This window comes from Bacteroides sp. AM23-12 (genome assembly GCF_003434395.1).
GTDB lineage: Bacteria > Bacteroidota > Bacteroidia > Bacteroidales > Bacteroidaceae > Bacteroides > Bacteroides thetaiotaomicron.
This window is the reverse complement of record NZ_QTLF01000005.1, coordinates 1-16,937: the sequence shown is the minus strand read 5'-3', so window position 1 is coordinate 16,937 and position 16,937 is coordinate 1. Positions and strand designations below refer to the sequence as shown.

At 42.3% G+C, this 16,937-nt stretch carries 19 protein-coding genes and 1 tRNA gene; 9 read left to right on the top strand and 11 right to left on the bottom strand.

Going from position 1 to position 16,937, the window contains the following annotated elements; genetic code table 11:
- Window positions 1–45 precede the first annotated feature (45 nt).
- The 7 genes from DW640_RS06755 to DW640_RS06725 all read right to left on the bottom strand — a co-directional run bounded on the left by DW640_RS06755 (window position 46) and on the right by DW640_RS06725 (window position 6,954).
- Entirely contained in the window at window positions 46–1,560 is a 1,515-nt protein-coding gene (locus DW640_RS06755; protein WP_182427177.1) for a DUF3868 domain-containing protein, read from the bottom strand.
- 11 nt (window positions 1,561–1,571) lie between these two features.
- On the bottom strand, window positions 1,572–2,141 hold the full coding sequence (locus DW640_RS06750) for a DUF3575 domain-containing protein (protein WP_117577668.1): 570 nt from the start codon (window positions 2,139–2,141) through the stop codon (window positions 1,572–1,574).
- 14 nt (window positions 2,142–2,155) lie between these two features.
- Window positions 2,156–3,982, bottom strand: coding sequence for a hypothetical protein (locus DW640_RS06745; RefSeq protein ID WP_011107606.1), 1,827 nt, complete (start codon window positions 3,980–3,982; stop codon window positions 2,156–2,158).
- Window positions 3,983–3,995: 13 nt separating this feature from the next.
- Window positions 3,996–4,340 carry a hypothetical protein gene (locus DW640_RS06740; RefSeq protein WP_011107607.1) on the bottom strand — a complete coding sequence of 115 codons (345 nt, stop codon included), beginning with the start codon at window positions 4,338–4,340 and terminating at the stop codon, window positions 3,996–3,998.
- Window positions 4,341–4,699: 359 nt separating this feature from the next.
- Window positions 4,700–5,242 (bottom strand): ParB/RepB/Spo0J family partition protein, encoded by a 543-nt coding sequence (locus tag DW640_RS06735; RefSeq protein ID WP_008763520.1) that lies wholly within the window; start codon window positions 5,240–5,242, stop codon window positions 4,700–4,702.
- Window positions 5,239–6,543 carry a DUF3440 domain-containing protein gene (locus tag DW640_RS06730; RefSeq protein ID WP_008763519.1) on the bottom strand — a complete coding sequence of 435 codons (1,305 nt, stop codon included), beginning with the start codon at window positions 6,541–6,543 and terminating at the stop codon, window positions 5,239–5,241. The genes DW640_RS06735 and DW640_RS06730 overlap by 4 nt, the downstream gene beginning before the upstream one ends.
- 3 nt (window positions 6,544–6,546) lie before the next feature.
- Window positions 6,547–6,954, bottom strand: coding sequence for a hypothetical protein (locus tag DW640_RS06725; RefSeq protein WP_008763518.1), 408 nt, complete (start codon window positions 6,952–6,954; stop codon window positions 6,547–6,549).
- A 472-nt stretch (window positions 6,955–7,426) separates the two neighbouring features.
- Here DW640_RS06725 and DW640_RS23545 point away from each other — a divergent pair, with 472 nt between their 5' ends.
- The 6 genes from DW640_RS23545 to DW640_RS06700 all read left to right on the top strand — a co-directional run bounded on the left by DW640_RS23545 (window position 7,427) and on the right by DW640_RS06700 (window position 11,505).
- The gene (locus DW640_RS23545; protein WP_008763517.1) at window positions 7,427–7,576 is read left to right on the top strand and encodes a hypothetical protein; all 150 of its coding nucleotides are present in this window, start codon (window positions 7,427–7,429) and stop codon (window positions 7,574–7,576) included.
- Between the two features lie 59 nt (window positions 7,577–7,635).
- Window positions 7,636–8,190: a DUF4251 domain-containing protein gene (locus DW640_RS06720; protein ID WP_117577667.1), complete on the top strand. Its 555-nt coding sequence runs from the start codon at window positions 7,636–7,638 to the stop codon at window positions 8,188–8,190.
- A gap of 102 nt (window positions 8,191–8,292) precedes the next feature.
- Window positions 8,293–8,937, top strand: a complete 645-nt coding sequence (locus tag DW640_RS06715) for a DUF4136 domain-containing protein (RefSeq protein ID WP_008763515.1) — start codon at window positions 8,293–8,295, stop codon at window positions 8,935–8,937.
- Window positions 8,938–8,948: 11 nt separating this feature from the next.
- The gene (locus tag DW640_RS06710) at window positions 8,949–9,584 is read left to right on the top strand and encodes an outer membrane beta-barrel protein (RefSeq protein ID WP_008763514.1); all 636 of its coding nucleotides are present in this window, start codon (window positions 8,949–8,951) and stop codon (window positions 9,582–9,584) included.
- A gap of 111 nt (window positions 9,585–9,695) precedes the next feature.
- Window positions 9,696–10,733, top strand: coding sequence for a sensor histidine kinase (locus DW640_RS06705; protein ID WP_011107610.1), 1,038 nt, complete (start codon window positions 9,696–9,698; stop codon window positions 10,731–10,733).
- On the top strand, window positions 10,726–11,505 hold the full coding sequence (locus DW640_RS06700) for a LytTR family DNA-binding domain-containing protein (RefSeq protein WP_117577666.1): 780 nt from the start codon (window positions 10,726–10,728) through the stop codon (window positions 11,503–11,505). The genes DW640_RS06705 and DW640_RS06700 overlap by 8 nt, the downstream gene beginning before the upstream one ends.
- A gap of 137 nt (window positions 11,506–11,642) precedes the next feature.
- On the opposite strand, the gene DW640_RS06695 is transcribed toward DW640_RS06700, so the two are convergent.
- Window positions 11,643–11,716 (bottom strand) — tRNA-Asp (locus DW640_RS06695).
- Window positions 11,717–11,873: 157 nt separating this feature from the next.
- Here DW640_RS06695 and DW640_RS06690 point away from each other — a divergent pair.
- Both DW640_RS06690 and DW640_RS06685 read left to right on the top strand, forming a co-directional pair.
- The gene (locus tag DW640_RS06690; protein ID WP_117577665.1) at window positions 11,874–13,190 is read left to right on the top strand and encodes a pyridoxal phosphate-dependent aminotransferase; all 1,317 of its coding nucleotides are present in this window, start codon (window positions 11,874–11,876) and stop codon (window positions 13,188–13,190) included.
- Window positions 13,191–13,339: 149 nt separating this feature from the next.
- Window positions 13,340–13,930, top strand: coding sequence for a YqgE/AlgH family protein (locus DW640_RS06685; RefSeq protein ID WP_008763511.1), 591 nt, complete (start codon window positions 13,340–13,342; stop codon window positions 13,928–13,930).
- Here the strand turns inward: DW640_RS06685 and DW640_RS06680 are convergent.
- From DW640_RS06680 to recR, 3 genes are read right to left on the bottom strand one after another with little or no spacing between them, the layout of a single operon-like run.
- Window positions 13,927–14,466, bottom strand: a complete 540-nt coding sequence (locus DW640_RS06680; RefSeq protein ID WP_008763510.1) for a GNAT family N-acetyltransferase — start codon at window positions 14,464–14,466, stop codon at window positions 13,927–13,929. The genes DW640_RS06685 and DW640_RS06680 overlap by 4 nt on opposite strands.
- 6 nt (window positions 14,467–14,472) lie before the next feature.
- Window positions 14,473–14,922, bottom strand: a complete 450-nt coding sequence (locus tag DW640_RS06675; protein ID WP_117577663.1) for a hypothetical protein — start codon at window positions 14,920–14,922, stop codon at window positions 14,473–14,475.
- A gap of 36 nt (window positions 14,923–14,958) precedes the next feature.
- Window positions 14,959–15,576 carry a recombination mediator RecR gene (gene recR, locus DW640_RS06670; protein ID WP_008763508.1) on the bottom strand — a complete coding sequence of 206 codons (618 nt, stop codon included), beginning with the start codon at window positions 15,574–15,576 and terminating at the stop codon, window positions 14,959–14,961.
- An 88-nt stretch (window positions 15,577–15,664) separates the two neighbouring features.
- On the opposite strand from recR, the gene DW640_RS06665 reads away from it, so the two are divergent.
- The coding region (locus tag DW640_RS06665) for a sodium:solute symporter (RefSeq protein ID WP_117577763.1) at window positions 15,665–16,937 on the top strand (1,273 nt) is incomplete at its 3' end.

Below are 16,937 nucleotides of genomic sequence, written 5' to 3'. Positions count from 1 at the left end.
GTTTTTACAAATTAATAAAAGCGTTTGTAACTAGTTTATTTATCTCTATTTTCTTTTTTTCTTTTCTATTTCAGCTGCATTCTTTTTTTTCTTAGCCAGTTCCTCCAAATTCTGTCCGGCAGCTTGCAGACCCGATTTGGCTGCGGCTTTCAAATATTCTTCCGCATGTTCATACTCTCCTTTTAATAACATTAATACACCCATAGCATTGCTATACTCAGGCAGCTGCTTATTGACATTTACCATATTCAGATAGCGTTCCGCAGATACTAAGTCATTACGCGAAAGAGCAGCAGCGGCAGCATTAATACTGGCGATCTCATCCTTCGGATACATCCGGACCGCAGTCTCGAACACATCGATGAATTCCTGAGAACCCTTCGGATAGCTGTTGGCAACCATAAACATTTCATTCAGGCTCAGATTCTGAGGACGTGTCTTTATGATCTCTTTCGCTTCGTCCAGATTAAAGTTCTTAATCTCATAATTCACCTTACAAATAGCCACACGAAGACTTGGGAATATATATTTCAACATATATCGATAAGGTACTCCGCCACGAAGCTGCATCAACTTAGCTTCCCTACCTTTTTCAACAGGGATATCATTGATAATATTCAGCGCTTCATCTTTATATTCAAAATCAATCGTATCCAGCGCCTTCACCAGTCCATCCCAGTTTTCACCACCAAAGATGATATAATACTGATTTCTCGAGAAATCGTATCTGGATGCCAGATAATCACGTAGCGCCATCGCACGTCCTTCGGACAGACGTTTGTTATTTGCCAGTGATCCTTCAGGTGAAGCATAGCCTACAATATCCAATTTGTTTACCTTGATACTAGGATCAGACTTCAATTCATCAATCATCGCACGGATCTTAGCCAGCTCCTTCGGGTTATTCATATATTCCGGACGAATATTAATCTTGTTCACCTCGAAGTCGAGGAAACATTCCGCCTGTATATCACGGCTCTTCACTTCTTCCGCTTTAGGCTGCAAATAGGCAAAGAAAGGTGTTACCACGTAAGGTACTAATATACGTTCCAGTTCAATATCCCCAAGTGGTTCCACATCCATCAGCTGAATTTCGCCGCAGCCGCATTCGTCGCGCTGTACGTCCACCCGGGCATCGTCCATCCACGATTCGTAAGGCAATATATATCTGTATCGAATCGTATCATTTCTTTTCTTGCTACCCTTTTCCACCACATAAGGTTTTTCGTAGCTATCCTTCTCCTTCGCACTCATCAATAAAAGCCAGCGTTCATACGCCAGGTATTCATTATGTCCCTTGATGGATACTTTCGGAAGATTGTAAGTATGTGCAGGAGCAACCAGTTGCGGAATAAAATCCACTCCGTGTGCCGATTTGACCTTTACATCCTCCAGAACGAAGTCAATATTTATATAAACCGATTTACCGCGCTGTTCCAACTGTACCGGTACTACAGAGATAACCCCGTCATAAGAGCGTGTCTGGGCAACTGCCGAATTTATATTCTGACATAAGATAGCCAATACACACACGATGAATTGTATACTTCCGTTCATCATTCTATTCTACTTTATTTAATTACGTAAATAAGTGACACACTCGCTTTGGTGGGACCGAAATAGTTTTTACTGCTGTCTTTCAGTTTGGTACCACACGCCCTGCACGGATATTTGTCATATACAATATGTGCATACCCCACTCCTACCGATGCTTCGATGCTCCAGCGTTTCTTCAGAATCCATGAATGACCGACGGAAACACCCCCGCCATACAGATATCCCTGATAGCGGCTGTTCTGCATATTCTCACTAATAAACGACCAGTCCGGGAACCCACCGACATTGAAGTCCGCATAATGTCCATGCACTCCGATGAACGTACGTCTGAACTTCTCACAAAACCAGTAGCGGACTTCCGGCTGTATTCCCCAATGGCGCAGACGTCTTCCGTTGTCCGGCTTCCAGGGATTATAGTTCACCGGAACGTCCAGCGTCCACTTACGTGCCAGTCCGAATTCCAGCCCGAGATTCATGGTAGTCGTAGCGTCATATAGAAGGTTGCTTTTAAGCGCAATTTTCTGAGCTTTACTCTCGATAAAACATCCGAGCACCAATACTATGAGTATACTAACTTTCTTCATTTATCTTACGTTTATTAATTACCCTTTTGAGTGATATCAATTTTGATACGCTTCACCGTACTTTCACCTGTATATAAACTACCGGGCATAATTGTTGTCAGATACACAATACCGTTTCTCGTTGTTGAAGCCGTATTAGGCATTATTTTAATATAGATATGCCCGTCTTCCACTATGATTTTATCCGTATCATTTCTGTCCACCATCGAAGATGGCAGTAATTTTATCCATTCCTTAGGATTGTCAGTACCATCTTCCACTTCCCCGGTAAGGCAATGATAATCCACCTCACCAGTCGTCGGAAACGGATAACTATTGGCAGGCATGTATTTAAGTATGGTACCGCCGGCATCAATAGCCGCTCTTCGTCTGATATGAACCTGTTTTTCCAAATTTCCAAGTTTTAATGTTATATATGCATTCACTTTATCTCTTCCCTCAAAACTCTGCCCCACTTCACTATACATCAGCCAGCTTTGTATCAATACACTGACCGGAGTGACACGTGGAGAAGTGCTTGCTACTATAGGCAATTTTCCGTCAGCGGGACTGCTTAGCGCAAACGAATTATCAGCTTCGGCCATATTGTCGGTTATTGTACGCGCATCCGGAAAAGCCTTTTCACAATCCGTTATCACTTTAAAAGCCTCATAAGTACTCGCATCATCCGGAGAATAAGCTATAAAGACAGAATTACTCACACCCAGATAATAATCATTGTTAGCTATAATCTCATAAGAATTACTGTCGTCCACTGTAATTTCAAAATCCAGATCCGTATTCGACGGTTTAGAAAGCTTTGCATCCGCTACGGTATCATACCCCCGTCCATGCACTTTCTTTATTGTAAAAGTATACGCATGATTCCGATATATATTCATATAGTTCAGATCCTTATCTACTATCGCCATTTTGTAATAATAGCTTTTAGTTTCATAAATTCCCTGAATGATCAGATATGTACTATAAGTCTGGGTATTGGTTTCATAGATATAAATAGGACTGTTTTCGGTACTTTGTTTATTGGTTATCGTTTCTGCTGACACCAAAGGCAACGAGCATGAAGCATCGTATTGATAATTCGTCAAATTACCAGCATTGCCCATAATAGAAGCAGGGATAAGGTTATGCAACTGCCCCTGTCGCGGAACGTTTGCCACAGCAGACACTCCTTCCAGTTCAAAGTTCGATGCTTCATTAACAACCACGATTTTGGCAACCGCCCGAAGAAGCATCAACGAACTCCCGTCACTCTTTTCTATCTTCGTTGTATTATCCACCTTATCTACTTCCAGCAAATAACTCATCGGTATCGTCTCACCCACACCGCTGAACGGGATGCGGGCAGGAGAAGTACTTGCCGGCTCCGTCAGCAAGTTCGTACATGCAGTAGCCAGGGTAGTTGTTCCCTCAATCAACTTCTCAGTAAGTTGTGACTCATTGAAAACATATCCCGTAGAAGCATTTCCGTAATAAAACTGAGCCATCGGATTAGCTAATATCAGCAACTGGTACTTACTTCCATCAGTCCGCTTAGTTAAAAGGACATATCGCTTTCCTGCAAACTCGAAGGCCTGCACAGCTTCTACAAAAATAGCCCCTGTGCCACTCCCTCTGAACACGAGTACCCAGGGAGTCATTTCGACCGTATTTTCATCCCCTAGTGCCCTGGTCGAAGGCAGGCGGTATGAATTCGCCCGTGCAAAAATCTCAAGCCGCACCTTGTCTTCCGAAATATCTCCCGGATCATCCGGCTCTCCCGTCAACAATGTTTCATGCTCACAGGCGGATATCAGTAAGATGATCACCAGACCAAATATCTTCATTATATATTTCATCATTTTCTTCATCTTTTCACGCAACGTATTGATAATTAACCTCCTGTATCATCGGAATTAATTGTTCGGACAAGGAATAGCGTTCTGAATACACAATATCATTCAGATTATCATAAGCAGTAATATAATTCAATTGGTTTATTACGGGAATATTATACGGTTCATTGGCAAAAAATACAAAATCATACGTTTCCGGATTGACTAGATGTGTACTGCTCTGAACACCTATTCCTCTGATCGAAATAAATGTCCCTTTGGCAGTAGTATTATTAGTGAAAGTATCATCCATACAAGATAATATAGCTACTAATAATAAAAGGTTGAACAACCCAATATTCACTTTAAATCCCTCTAATCTCATTAAACATTCGTATTTACCTGACATTGGTACTCAGTCAAGCCTTAATCTGTAATCAGTCAAAATCTCATAATGCAAATGTCGGGATATTGCATGACTCTGCGAATTTCATTCATTTCTCATACAGACAATGAAAGTTATCTTATATGGCTAATAAAGAGGTCGTCCGAATGGAATATTGCGAAATCTAAAAATAAGGAGTAGTAAAACAGGCATTTTGCACTATTAGAATAAAAAAAAGACAAAAGTTTCAGCATTCGAAACTTTTAGTGTGAATTAATATAAATAAATTCCATAATAAAACAAGCCCCCGGATAATCTCATCCGAGGGCTATGTTATATACTATGATACAGGTGAAAAATCAGAGTGTTTTACGTTCTGTCTCCGTAGGTGCCACCTCATCCGGGATACTGAACTCCCGGTTGGCAAACAAATCCGCCAGTCCCGAAATCTGCTTCAAACGCAGCAGTTCATCCCGATCCATTCCGATATTTTTCATAATCCACTGGTCGGACATGCCGGCTCTGTCCAATTCTGCTACAATGTTACACATCAGCTCAATATTATGCATCCCACGGGCACGGTTGTGCCGGATGGTAGAGCTCATACGATTGGACAAATCCTTATCGATCACCACAATCGGAAGCAATCCGTTCTCACGCTTATAAATCCGTTTCGATGTCTTCAATACCGTATATCGGTGATAACCATCTACGAGGATATAATTATCTTCCTCTTTATTGTAATAACATACACAAGGCATTGTAAAACCGTCTTCCCAGATCGAAAGCTCCAGTAACTTCATTTCGGGAGGAGCTACGACATTCGGGTTATAATCGTTCGCTAATACTTTTTCTACGGGCACTGCTTTCACCTCGTAGACCGGACTTTTATCTACACTCATGATACTATGATTCTATATTGTTCCATAACTTGACTTCTCTTACTCATCTCCTCTTTGGTCGGCGAGAATCCCATGTATTTGCAGGCATGGTCATTCTTGAGGATACAGATACACATACGCTTGTAAGTCGGTATTTCCCTAAATTCCGGAATATCGATATCATCCTGATATTCCATGCGCACCGGCTTCTTGTATGTCTTATAGTTGCTATTGTCCATCACGATAATCGGCACTTTGGCATCAATCAGTTTCTGAATGGTGGAATCACTCAGACAGCCTCCTTTGGTTCGCCAAAAATGTACACTGACAGACAGTTTACGCAAATACCCCTTTCGGGCCCGTTCCGGCAAGGTAGAGAGCAGGAAGTACATAAACTCCCTCCAGGTGTACCCTTCCGGAAGTTTCACCATCTGCCATCCCATAGCGTGCGTACCGCCATACATACCGGTGAAGTTCACGCCATTCACCCGTCCTATCATCTTCCCCCAGGTGTTAGGGTCAAGCACCCGGTAGAGCGCCAGACTCTCCTGCGCTTCATTGATGAACGGGCTTGCTACCCGTTGACGTTCCAGATTGACTCCGGCACGATAATACAGGTCATACAGTACATTATAGTCCCACTGGAATTTTCCGTTTGCCGTCCACACATCCGTCGTCTTCCAGTCGAAGATGGGATAGGCATTATAGATGTCATTTCCGACCTTTGAAGTCCATCTATACTTATGATACATCTGGAATTTGCGGCTCATATAGATACATCGCCAGCGGTTAAAACTTTCCTGCGTACGGATACCGATCAGACAGCAGGTGCGTACCGCATCCTTTTTCTGATGGAGCCACTGCGCAAAACGCATCTGGAATTCATAATCCCACATGGTCGTATTGTAAAAAGGAAAATCCTCCTTCTTCATGGCCTTCTTAGGCATGGAGCGTACCCAGATATCTTTCTTGTTATCCTCCCAGGGCCGCCAGAAGGACTGGTACATAGATGTACACGTAGATACCCGGAAAGGCACGCACACACGGTATACATCCAGGATGTCCTTGTTCGCCTCCAGTATCCTGTCCACATAGTCGATGGTCATCTTGTATTGAATCTCATAGTCCATGTGAAACACTCCCAAACGTATTTTCAGATTATTCCGCCTGATGTAGTCGATACACATATTCAGCAGAACCCCACTATCCTTTCCTCCCGAGAAAGATACATAAATATTATCAAACTCGTTAAATATTACTTTCAGTCGCTCTTGTGCTAATTCATATACATTTTTTGTTCCTGTGATTGTTTTTTTTCCCATAATTCATCTGTTCATTTTTACATAGCGTGTCCACTTCTTGTCCATAGATGCAAACTCGAATTTCTCAAAAGTTTCCTGATCTTGTATCAGCGTGACAGAGTTAAGCGTCCAACCCGCAGGTATAAATGCCGTGACTACAGAAGATAGCAGAAGCGACAAGATCTCTTTTCGTTTCTCGTCCACCGCAGCTACATAATAATTATTAATGACAGCCTTTTTCCCGCTTTTCTGTTCAACCGGAATAAAGCCTATCACATCTCTGTTATCAATCGCAATGTACCAAACAAAATCTTCGCTTGTCTTGAACGGATAGTTATTATTTGCACGTATTACATCCGGATCCATTACTAGAGGCGCCAAAAGCTGATATAAATGTTTGTCTTTTCCTTTTAATTGTATTACCTGTATCATAGCATTCAAAAATAGACAGACAAAAATAGGTAAAATTTCCTCGTTTCAGCACAAAGCATGCGTAAAAAATTTATTTTTTAGCAATTCCCCCTCTTGTTTCATAATTATTTCCAATTCTCTTACCATCTGATGAGTGCATTAATCCAATCGTATTTTTATGTTCCGACAGCCGATTACTTTATACAAAGCAATATGGTTTCTTCCTTGTCCCTGCAATATTTTCTCAATCCTTCTTTCCCTTTCCAGTAAAGTCTCTTCATTATTTTCCACATGAAACTTTTTATTATACCTATTTCCATTATACTTATAAAAAACAATCCCTTTTTGCTTCCGGAAACGGAAACAAAGACTATTTTTTTCAATTGGGTATAGTCGTAACAGATCGGTAATTCTCTTCACGATTCTATCAAGAAAATTTCGTTACATCACTTGTACCGACCTCAATACAGATCTCAACGATATAGCAGTACGTATGTATCCAACTAACGAAACGGCAAACCTGAATAGCATCAATTATCTGCTGAATGGTATCCAGAAACAGACTTTTCACGACTCAGCACACCATATCTACAGTTGGGAAATTGCCGTTTACGATTCAGTAAAAAAAACCGGAAGAAAATAAAATCGGCGCACTATCTTTGAACCAAAGAAAAGAAAAAGTATAACTCAAAAAGTACAATTATGAAAAAGTTATCAATCTTATCAATGTTGCTATTATTCATTAGCATGGGAAACATTCAGGCACAAACTGTCAAAGAAGAATCCCGCAAACAAAAAAAAGCTGAACAAGAATTACTCGACCAAATGTTTTTCGATGAAGCTAAACAAGCTATAGAAATGAAAAACTTCATTTTGGAAGCAGATTATGTTATGTTTAAATATGGTACCACAGCTTTCGTTTCTCCCAACACAAATTTTGTAGCGGTAAAAGGTAATAAAGCTGTGGTTCAGGTAGCCTTCAATATTCCGATCAGCGGTCCCAACGGTCTAGGCGGCATTACTGTCAACGGGAATATATCCGGATATAAGCAGACTACCGACAAAAAAGGTAATATATCCGTTTCGATGAACGTAATGGGAGTCGGAATATCAGCACAGGTGAACATCCGCTTGAATAAAGGAAGTAATAACGCATCGGTAGACATAAGTCCGAACTTCAATTCAAACAACTTTTCATTAACAGGAAGTTTACTCCCAATGGCTAAGGCCAATGTATTCAAAGGCAATTCACTCTAAGGTAAAAAATGTGTGTTTAGTAAATAAACAAGTTAAAATATTTTAGCTGACTATAGGCATTAAATTAAAAACAACTATGGTTTAACACTTAAAAGAAAGAATATGAAAAAGTATCTGTTTATAGGATTAATGGCAGTACTTGCCACTTCGTGTGAAAAAGATCCGGATTTAAGTAAGCTTGACAATAATTTCACAGTTTACACCAATTATGACAGCAAAACTAATTTCAATGATTTCAAAACTTATTGTTTGCCCGATAGTATTCTACTGATAGGACAGGGAATGAAGGCGGAGTATTGGAAGGATGAGAATGCACAAGAAATTATTAAGCAGGTTGCTGATGAGATGGATACCCGTGGTTATACAAGGGTTAAAGTGATTAAGAATGCTAACATTGGGTTACAGCTCTCTTTCACGCGCCAAACAACCCAAATAATAGGAACCGGCGGATGGTATGGAGGCGGATGGTATAACGGCTGGTGGGGACCCGGTTATTGGGGACCATATTGGAACGACTGGTATTATCCGTATCCTGTAACTTATAGTTATAATACAGGAACATTGATAATGGAAATGGTAAATTTGACAGACCATCCCGAGGATACAAGTCAGAAAGTAAAGTTACCGGTAATCTGGCATTCATACGCAACCGGACTATTATTTGAGAATTCCAAATATAACATGCAACTAACGTTGGATGCGGTCAATCAAGCGTTTGACCAATCTCCTTATATCAAGAAATCCTAAAAAGCAAAATTATGAAAACAATAAAATTTATTCCGAAGAAAAAGTATATTCTGGCATTCATGATATCGGGCCTGTTTTATTTCAGTAGTTATGCACAGGATATCAGCGATAGATTGCATTTTAATGTAGACTGGCAGATGAATGCTCCTCTCAATACGAATTTTGCCGATAAAATCAGTGGTTGGGGTATGAACCTGGAAGGAGGTTATTTCCTTACTCCACACTGGAGTCTGGGGGCTTTCCTTGATTTCCATACAAATCATAAATATGTTCCGCGTCAAACCATAACTGAAGGTACTGCTTCGTTGACTACTGACCGACAAGAGTCGGCTTTCCAGCTACCATTCGGGCTTGCCGCTTCATACCGATTTATCAGCAATGGATGCCTGAAACCTTATGTTGGCACCAAGATAGGAACCATGTATGCCCAAAATACAACATATCTGAATACTATAAGTCTGACAGATAAACCCTGGGGGTTCTATGTCTCTCCAGAAATTGGAGTGAACATTTATCCGTTTTCCCAAAGCCGATTTGGTTTCCATCTGGCTGCATATTATAGTTATGCCACCAACAAAAGCGAGTTGCTGACCGGTTGTCAGGATGGAAATAATAATATTGGATTCCGCTTAGGTGTTTGTTTCTGACATGATCTAGATTCTCTCAAAAAGACAAGAGGAAGTACAAAATGTTATAGTTACTTTTGGCGACCTCTTGTTTTTTTGTTAAATTTGTAATATATAAAGTCTACGTTCAATATGCGGCAAAAGTTCAATTATCTGTTTATTGGTTTGCTATTCTCAGGATTGGCATTTTTCTCATATCTGTTTCTCTTGCTTTATTCCGACTTCACCCCGCAACATCTGGAAGTACTGATTTCTTTCAAGTCATTTATCCTGATACTTGCCGCCTTTAATCTAGTCGGTTTCGGAGTATTAATGATCCACAACTGGCAAAAGCGAAGCTTTCAGTTTCTGGTCAAACGAAAAGAGCGATTGATTATCGATTGCATTCTGACGGCAATTATTCTGTTTTTAATGAATTATCTGGTCTTGTCAATAGTCAAAGCCATATTTGAGGTTCCTGCACCATTTACTCTGAAAGGGTCCGGGCTGAGAATGATAGCCTTAGTCTGGCTGGTAGAAATGGTAATAACCAACCTTACTTTGACTATCAATTTTTACAGGCAGCTAGTTCTTCTGCACGAAAGAACGGAACAAGTCGAAGAGAATTCCATTAAGGCACAGTATGCAGCTTTGCAAAATCAGCTGAATCCTCATTTTCTCTTCAACAGTCTCAATACACTTATATCCGAAATAGAGTATGCTCCCAAAAACGCAATTCTATTTACCCAACGTTTGTCTGATGTATACCGATATATATTACAAAGCCAGCAACAGCGTCTGGTTACTATAGAATCCGAACTCTCTTTCATCGACTCTTATATTTTTCTTCATAAAGTCCGTTTAGGAGACTGCATCCGGATAGAGAATAGAATAGAAGCTGATAATTATGATTTGAAACTCCCCTCATTAACCCTGCAGCTATTGGTAGAAAATGTCATTAAGCATAATATAATTAATATGGATATGCCAATGAATATTTTGATCGATTATGATTCTGAGAATGGAAGAATATTGGTAACCAACAAAATCAGGATAAAGCCCAATGTGGTCAGCACCGGCATGGGATTAAAGAATCTTTCAGCCCGTTACCTCCTGATATGCAATCAGGATATTACCATAGAAAACAATACGAATTATTTTACCGTTAAAATCCCAGTACTGAATGAATAAAATTACAGCAGTCATTATTGAAGACGAAATTCCGGCCGCCCGTCGGTTAAACAATACATTAAATGAGTTACGCCCCGAATGGCAAATTACAGTATTGCCCGGTAGTGTAAAGAAGAGTGTAGAATGGTTTGCGGAAAATCCCCATCCGGATCTTGTTTTTCTCGACATACAATTGACAGACGGCATTTCATTCACATTCATCGAACAGGCACAACCAGAAAGTACTATCATTTTCACCACTGCGTATGATGAATATGCCATTCGGGCATTTACAGTCAACAGTATCGATTATTTACTTAAGCCGATTGATAACATCCGACTGGAAGAAGCAATTGTAAAGTTCGAACATCTGACTACCAAATACCTGAATCAGGGGCAAAAGCCAATTGACTTAATGGAAATTTTACAAAACATCACCCAACCGGGAAAGAAATACCGTACCCGTTTCCCAATCTCAGGCGATGACAAACTTTTTACCTTACAAGTGGAAGACATTGCTTATTTTTATTCAGAAAATAAAGTAACCTTTGCCGTAACCAAGCAAAATAGAGAATTTATCATTGACCTTTCTTTGGACAAGCTTATGGAACAACTCGATCCGGATGTTTTTTTCCGAAGCAATCGGCAAACAGTAGTTAGCATCAATGCCATCGTAAAGGTTGAGTCATATTTTCTGGGAAAAGCAATCTTACATGTAAAGCCGCCTTTTAAAGATAAGATAATTGTCAGCCGTGACAAAATAGCTCCTTTAAAACTTTGGCTAAATTATTAAATTTCAGCAGAGTTAATTCTGCATGTCTCAATATTCATATTCCCAATCAATTGCTTTTTCACTCAGTAAGATTAATAAGAAAAGCTCCGATCCCGTTAAGAACCAGAGCTTTTCCTAATTATAAAAATCAAAAGAAGCGGTGCGTACGGGACTCGAACCCGTGACCCCATGCGTGACAGGCATGTATTCTAACCAACTGAACTAACGCACCAAAATTTCCTTTTTAATTCGCATCTCTCCCGATTGCGGATGCAAAGGTAGACATTTTTTTGAAACCTACAATAGCAAGAGTATCTTTTTTCTGAAAAAGTGTGTTTATTAAGAATTATCACGTACATTTGCAAGCATTACTATAAATAGAAAATAGAATGAAAAATACACCAATCGAACGAAATGTGATTGACGAAACGATTAATGAGTTTCAAATTGTCGACTTTTCGAAGGCTACTATCCGTGAAGTGAAAGCGATAGCTTCAAAGGCGGAAGCAGTATCAGGCGTTGAATTTATCAAGATGGAAATGGGTGTTCCGGGACTTCCGGCCTCTGCCGTAGGAGTAAAAGCGGAAATCGAAGCGCTGCAAAACGGAATTGCCAGCCTGTATCCCGATATCAACGGATTGCCGGAACTCAAAAAAGAAGCGTCCGACTTTATCAAAGCATTCATCAATGTAGATTTAAGCCCGGAGGGATGCGTACCCGTTACCGGCTCTATGCAGGGAACATTCGCTTCGTTCCTTACTTGCAGCCAGTGCGATGAAAAGAAAGACACGATCCTGTTTATCGATCCGGGATTTCCCGTACAGAAACAGCAGTTGGTAGTGATGGGACAAAAGTATGAGACATTTGATGTCTACGACTACCGCGGTGACAAGCTGAAAGAAAAGCTGGAAAGCTATCTGAGAAAAGGAAATATATCGGCTATTATCTACTCAAACCCCAATAACCCGAGCTGGATTTGCCTGAAAGACGAAGAGTTGCGCATCATCGGCGAACTTGCCACCCAATATGACGTAATCGTACTGGAAGACCTGGCATACTTTGCAATGGATTTCCGTCAGGATCTGAGCACTCCTTATCAAGCTCCGTTCCAGCCTTCGGTAGCTCACTACACAGATAATTATGTGTTGCTGATTTCCGGTTCCAAAGCCTTCAGCTATGCCGGACAACGTATCGGCGTGAGCTGCATTTCCGATAAGTTGTATCACCGCAGCTATCCCGGACTGACGAAGCGTTATGGCGGGGGAACATTCGGCACGGTCTTCATCCACCGCATACTCTATGCACTGTCTTCCGGCACAAGCCACTCCGCACAGTATGCGATGGCTGCCATGCTGAAAGCTGCCAATGAAGGTCAATACAACTTCCTCAGCGAAGTGAAGGTATATGGTGACAGAGCGCAGAAGTTAAAAGAGATTTTCCTCCGTCACGGATTCTATCTGGTATATGACAATGACTTGGGCGATCCGATTGCCGACGGATTTTACTTCACCATCGGCTATCCGGGAATGACAAGCGGCGAACTTGCCAAAGAACTGATGTACTATGGAGTGAGCGCCATTTCACTGGTCACCACCGGAAGCCACCAGGAAGGATTACGCGCGTGTACCTCTTTTATTAAAGACCACCAGTACGCACAGCTCGACGAAAGAATGAAGCTGTTTGCCGAACATCACCCGATTGCCTGACAGCCAAATAGCGTATTTATGCCGGAACTGATGTTCATGTCAGATGCGGATATTCATAAAAGCTGCTCTTAAAACAAAAAAAATGGGAAAGTATGGCTATTATTCCATTTCTTTTCTTATATTAGTGGCACGAATATCAATCTGATGGCATGAATATAGACTCTGACATATTTAAAATTCAATCGAATAATGTATTGCCATCACGAGGAAAGATTCTCATCTCCGAACCTTTCCTTCGTGATGCCACATTCGGCAGATCTGTAGTTCTGTTGATCGACCATACCGAAGAAGGCAGCATGGGGCTGATTATCAACAAACAACTGCCGATATTTGTCAACGACATTATCAAAGAATTCAAGTATATCGAAAATATACCTTTATACAAAGGCGGACCTATCGCTACAGATACCCTGTTCTACCTTCATACACTGGCAGACATTCCGGGTGCCATACCTATCAGCAAAGGACTGTATCTGAACGGTGACTTTGATGAGATAAAGAAATACATACTGCAAGGAAACAAAGTAGACCGCTACATCCGCTTCTTCCTGGGATACTCCGGCTGGGAAAGTGAACAACTGAGCACCGAACTCAAAGAGAACACATGGCTCGTCTCCAAAGAAGAGAATGCCTATCTGATGAACGGAGACACCAAGGATATGTGGAAACAAGCCTTGGAGAAACTAGGCAGCAAGTATGAAACCTGGTCACGCTTTCCGCAAGTGCCGACTTTCAATTAATGTCTCTTCGGATTCAGATACTGGAAGATAGCAGCATCTTTGTAACATCCACCGACCTGTAACCAATCCTTCAACAGTCCGCACTGGACGAAACCGCAGGAAGTAAACAGTTTCATACAGACTTCATTGTCCGTAGCCACATGGGCATAAAGTTGAGTCAGCGACAAGAAATCGAAAGCATACTCGCACAGCAACTGCAAAGCGTCCGATGCGTAACCTTGCCGGCGATAGTCTTTATGAACGGCTATGCCGACCTCACCACGAGAGTGGAGAGGAACAAAATCCGTGATATCAATCGTCCCCAATATCCGATGATCGGACTTACTCATTATCATCAGGCGCAACTGCTTGTCGGCAAACACATCACACTGGGAACCCTCTATATATTGCCGGAGCACGTAGCGGGAATAAGGAACGGTAAAATTACTGATATCCCACATGGAAGGGTCATTCTCCATCTCATACATCACATCCATATCTTCCGGCTCTACCGCACGAAGATAGATGCGGTCATTACTTAAAAAAGACTGTTTCATACCGGCTTATTCTTTATTAATATGGAGTTCGTTACGAAGTCTTTTCTCGCTGGGCAGACAGAAAAGGGAAGCGGTCAGCCCGATCAGCATACAGAGATTTCCGGTGTTGCTAAGGGTCAGATAATAGCACAATACGTTGAGGACGATGGCCACTTCGAGCAATCCGAGGCGTACCATGCTCCACTGCACATAACGCTTCAATGCAAGAGGAATCGTCAGGAAGTCTATCTTCTTTTTCAGTACCAGACTGAACAGTTTCAAGGTAAGCGGCACACACAAGGCGGTCAGCAAGATACCTGCCGTCTCCATATAATAGGTGGCCTGTGGGTTATCGACCAAAGCTCCCACAGGAAGAAGGTCGAACTCCCCTGCCCCAAGCAAAAAGGCGGGAAGCACCCAAAAGAAAACATAACTGATATTCAAATTTCTCACTGCGCGTTTTATCTGTTCTTCCATGTTAGTTACGATATTCGTTCAAATAATAAAGTTAGATTATACGGTTCCGGTAAAAAGAGTCCGGTTGACAATACTGCGTCCCAGAGTGATCTCATCGGCATACTCCAGTTCATCACCAACGGAGATGCCCCGTGCTATTACGCTGAGTTTGACCCCCATCTTCTCCAGTTTACGGTAGATGTAGAAGTTGGTGGTATCTCCTTCCATCGTGGTGCTCAAAGCGAGGATGACTTCCTTGATTCCTCCTTCGGATACCCGCTGTACGAGACTTTCTATTTGCAGGTCGCTCGGTCCTACCCCGTCCATTGGCGAGATCACTCCGCCCAGTACGTGGTAAAGTCCCCGATACTGCTGGGTGGCTTCTACCGCCATCACATCGCGGATATTCTCTACCACACAGACGGTAGAGGCGTCACGCTGCGGATTGGCACAAATCTGACAAGTCTCGGTATCAGATATATTATGACATACTTTACAGTACTTTACTTCACGTTTCAGCGTAATGATGGAGTTGCCGAATGCCTCCACAGTAGCCGTGTCCTGCCGGAGCAGATGTAATACAAGCCGCATAGCCGTCTTACGCCCGATGCCCGGAAGTTTGGAAAATTCGCCTACTGCCTTTTCGAGCAGTACGGAAGGATATTGTTGGTTCATAGATTACGAATGAAATTCTATCTGTTTCGGGCGCAAAGATACGGATTATTGTTTTTAATACAAAGAAAGTATTACCTTTGCAGCCGATATGATGATATTAGTCATTATTATATGCTATTTTGCGGGCTTGTTGTTAATAGCCCACATCACCGGACATAAAGGCGGATCAAATGCAGCGTTCTTTAAAGGAGAAAACAAATCACCCTGGTATATAGTCTCCTTCGGCATGATTGGCGCGTCTATTTCCGGCGTGACCTTCGTATCCGTGCCGGGCATGGTTCGCGGAATGGACATGACGTATATGCAGACCGTATTCGGATTCTTCTTCGGCTATATGATCGTAGCACACATATTGCTGCCTCTTTATTACAGGCTGAATCTGACGAGTATCTACGGATACCTCGGCACACGCATCGGCGTGCATACCTACCGCACCGGCTCTTTCTTCTTCCTGCTCTCCCGTATGCTGGGAACGGCAGCCAAACTATATCTCGTCTGTCTGATCCTCCATACGCACGTATTTCAGGATATGCACGTCCCTTTCTGGGTGATTGCCGTCGGCTCCGTGGCCCTCGTGTGGATATACACCCACAAAAGCGGCATCAAGACAATCGTATGGACGGACACCCTGCAAACATTCTGCCTGATCGCAGCCCTGCTATTCATCATCTACTTCACCATACAGAAGCTGGATATAGGCTTTGACGGCATCGTACAGACCATCCGCCACAGCGAACACAGCCGCATCTTCGTATTCGACGACTGGATGTCCCGCCAGAACTTCTTCAAACAGTTCTTCAGCGGCATCTTTATCGTCATCGTCATGACCGGACTCGATCAGGACATGATGCAGAAGAACCTCTCCTGCCGTAATCTGCACGAAGCCCAAAAGAATATGTACTGCTACGGATTCTCGTTCATCCCGCTGAATTTTCTGTTTCTGTGCCTGGGCATTCTGCTGATTGCATTAGCGGGACAAATGCAACTGGAACTACCGGCCATGAATGACGATATCCTTCCCATGTTTGCCACACAAGGATATCTGGGACAGTCGGTACTGGTTCTTTTCACCATCGGCATCATCGCCGCAGCTTTCAGCAACTCAGACTCCGCGCTGACCGCCATGACCACCAGCGTATGTATAGACCTGCTGAACACGGACAAAGACACGGAAGAAACAGCCCGTCGCAAAAGAAAGAAAGTACACCTGTCCCTCTCCATCCTGCTGGCTTTCTTTATCTGCCTGGTGGAGATGCTGAACAACAAAAGCGTGATTGACGCGATCTACATCATCGCCTCCTACACATACGGGCCTTTGCTGGGCATGTTCGCCTTCGGACTGTTCACCCGGCGCCGGACTA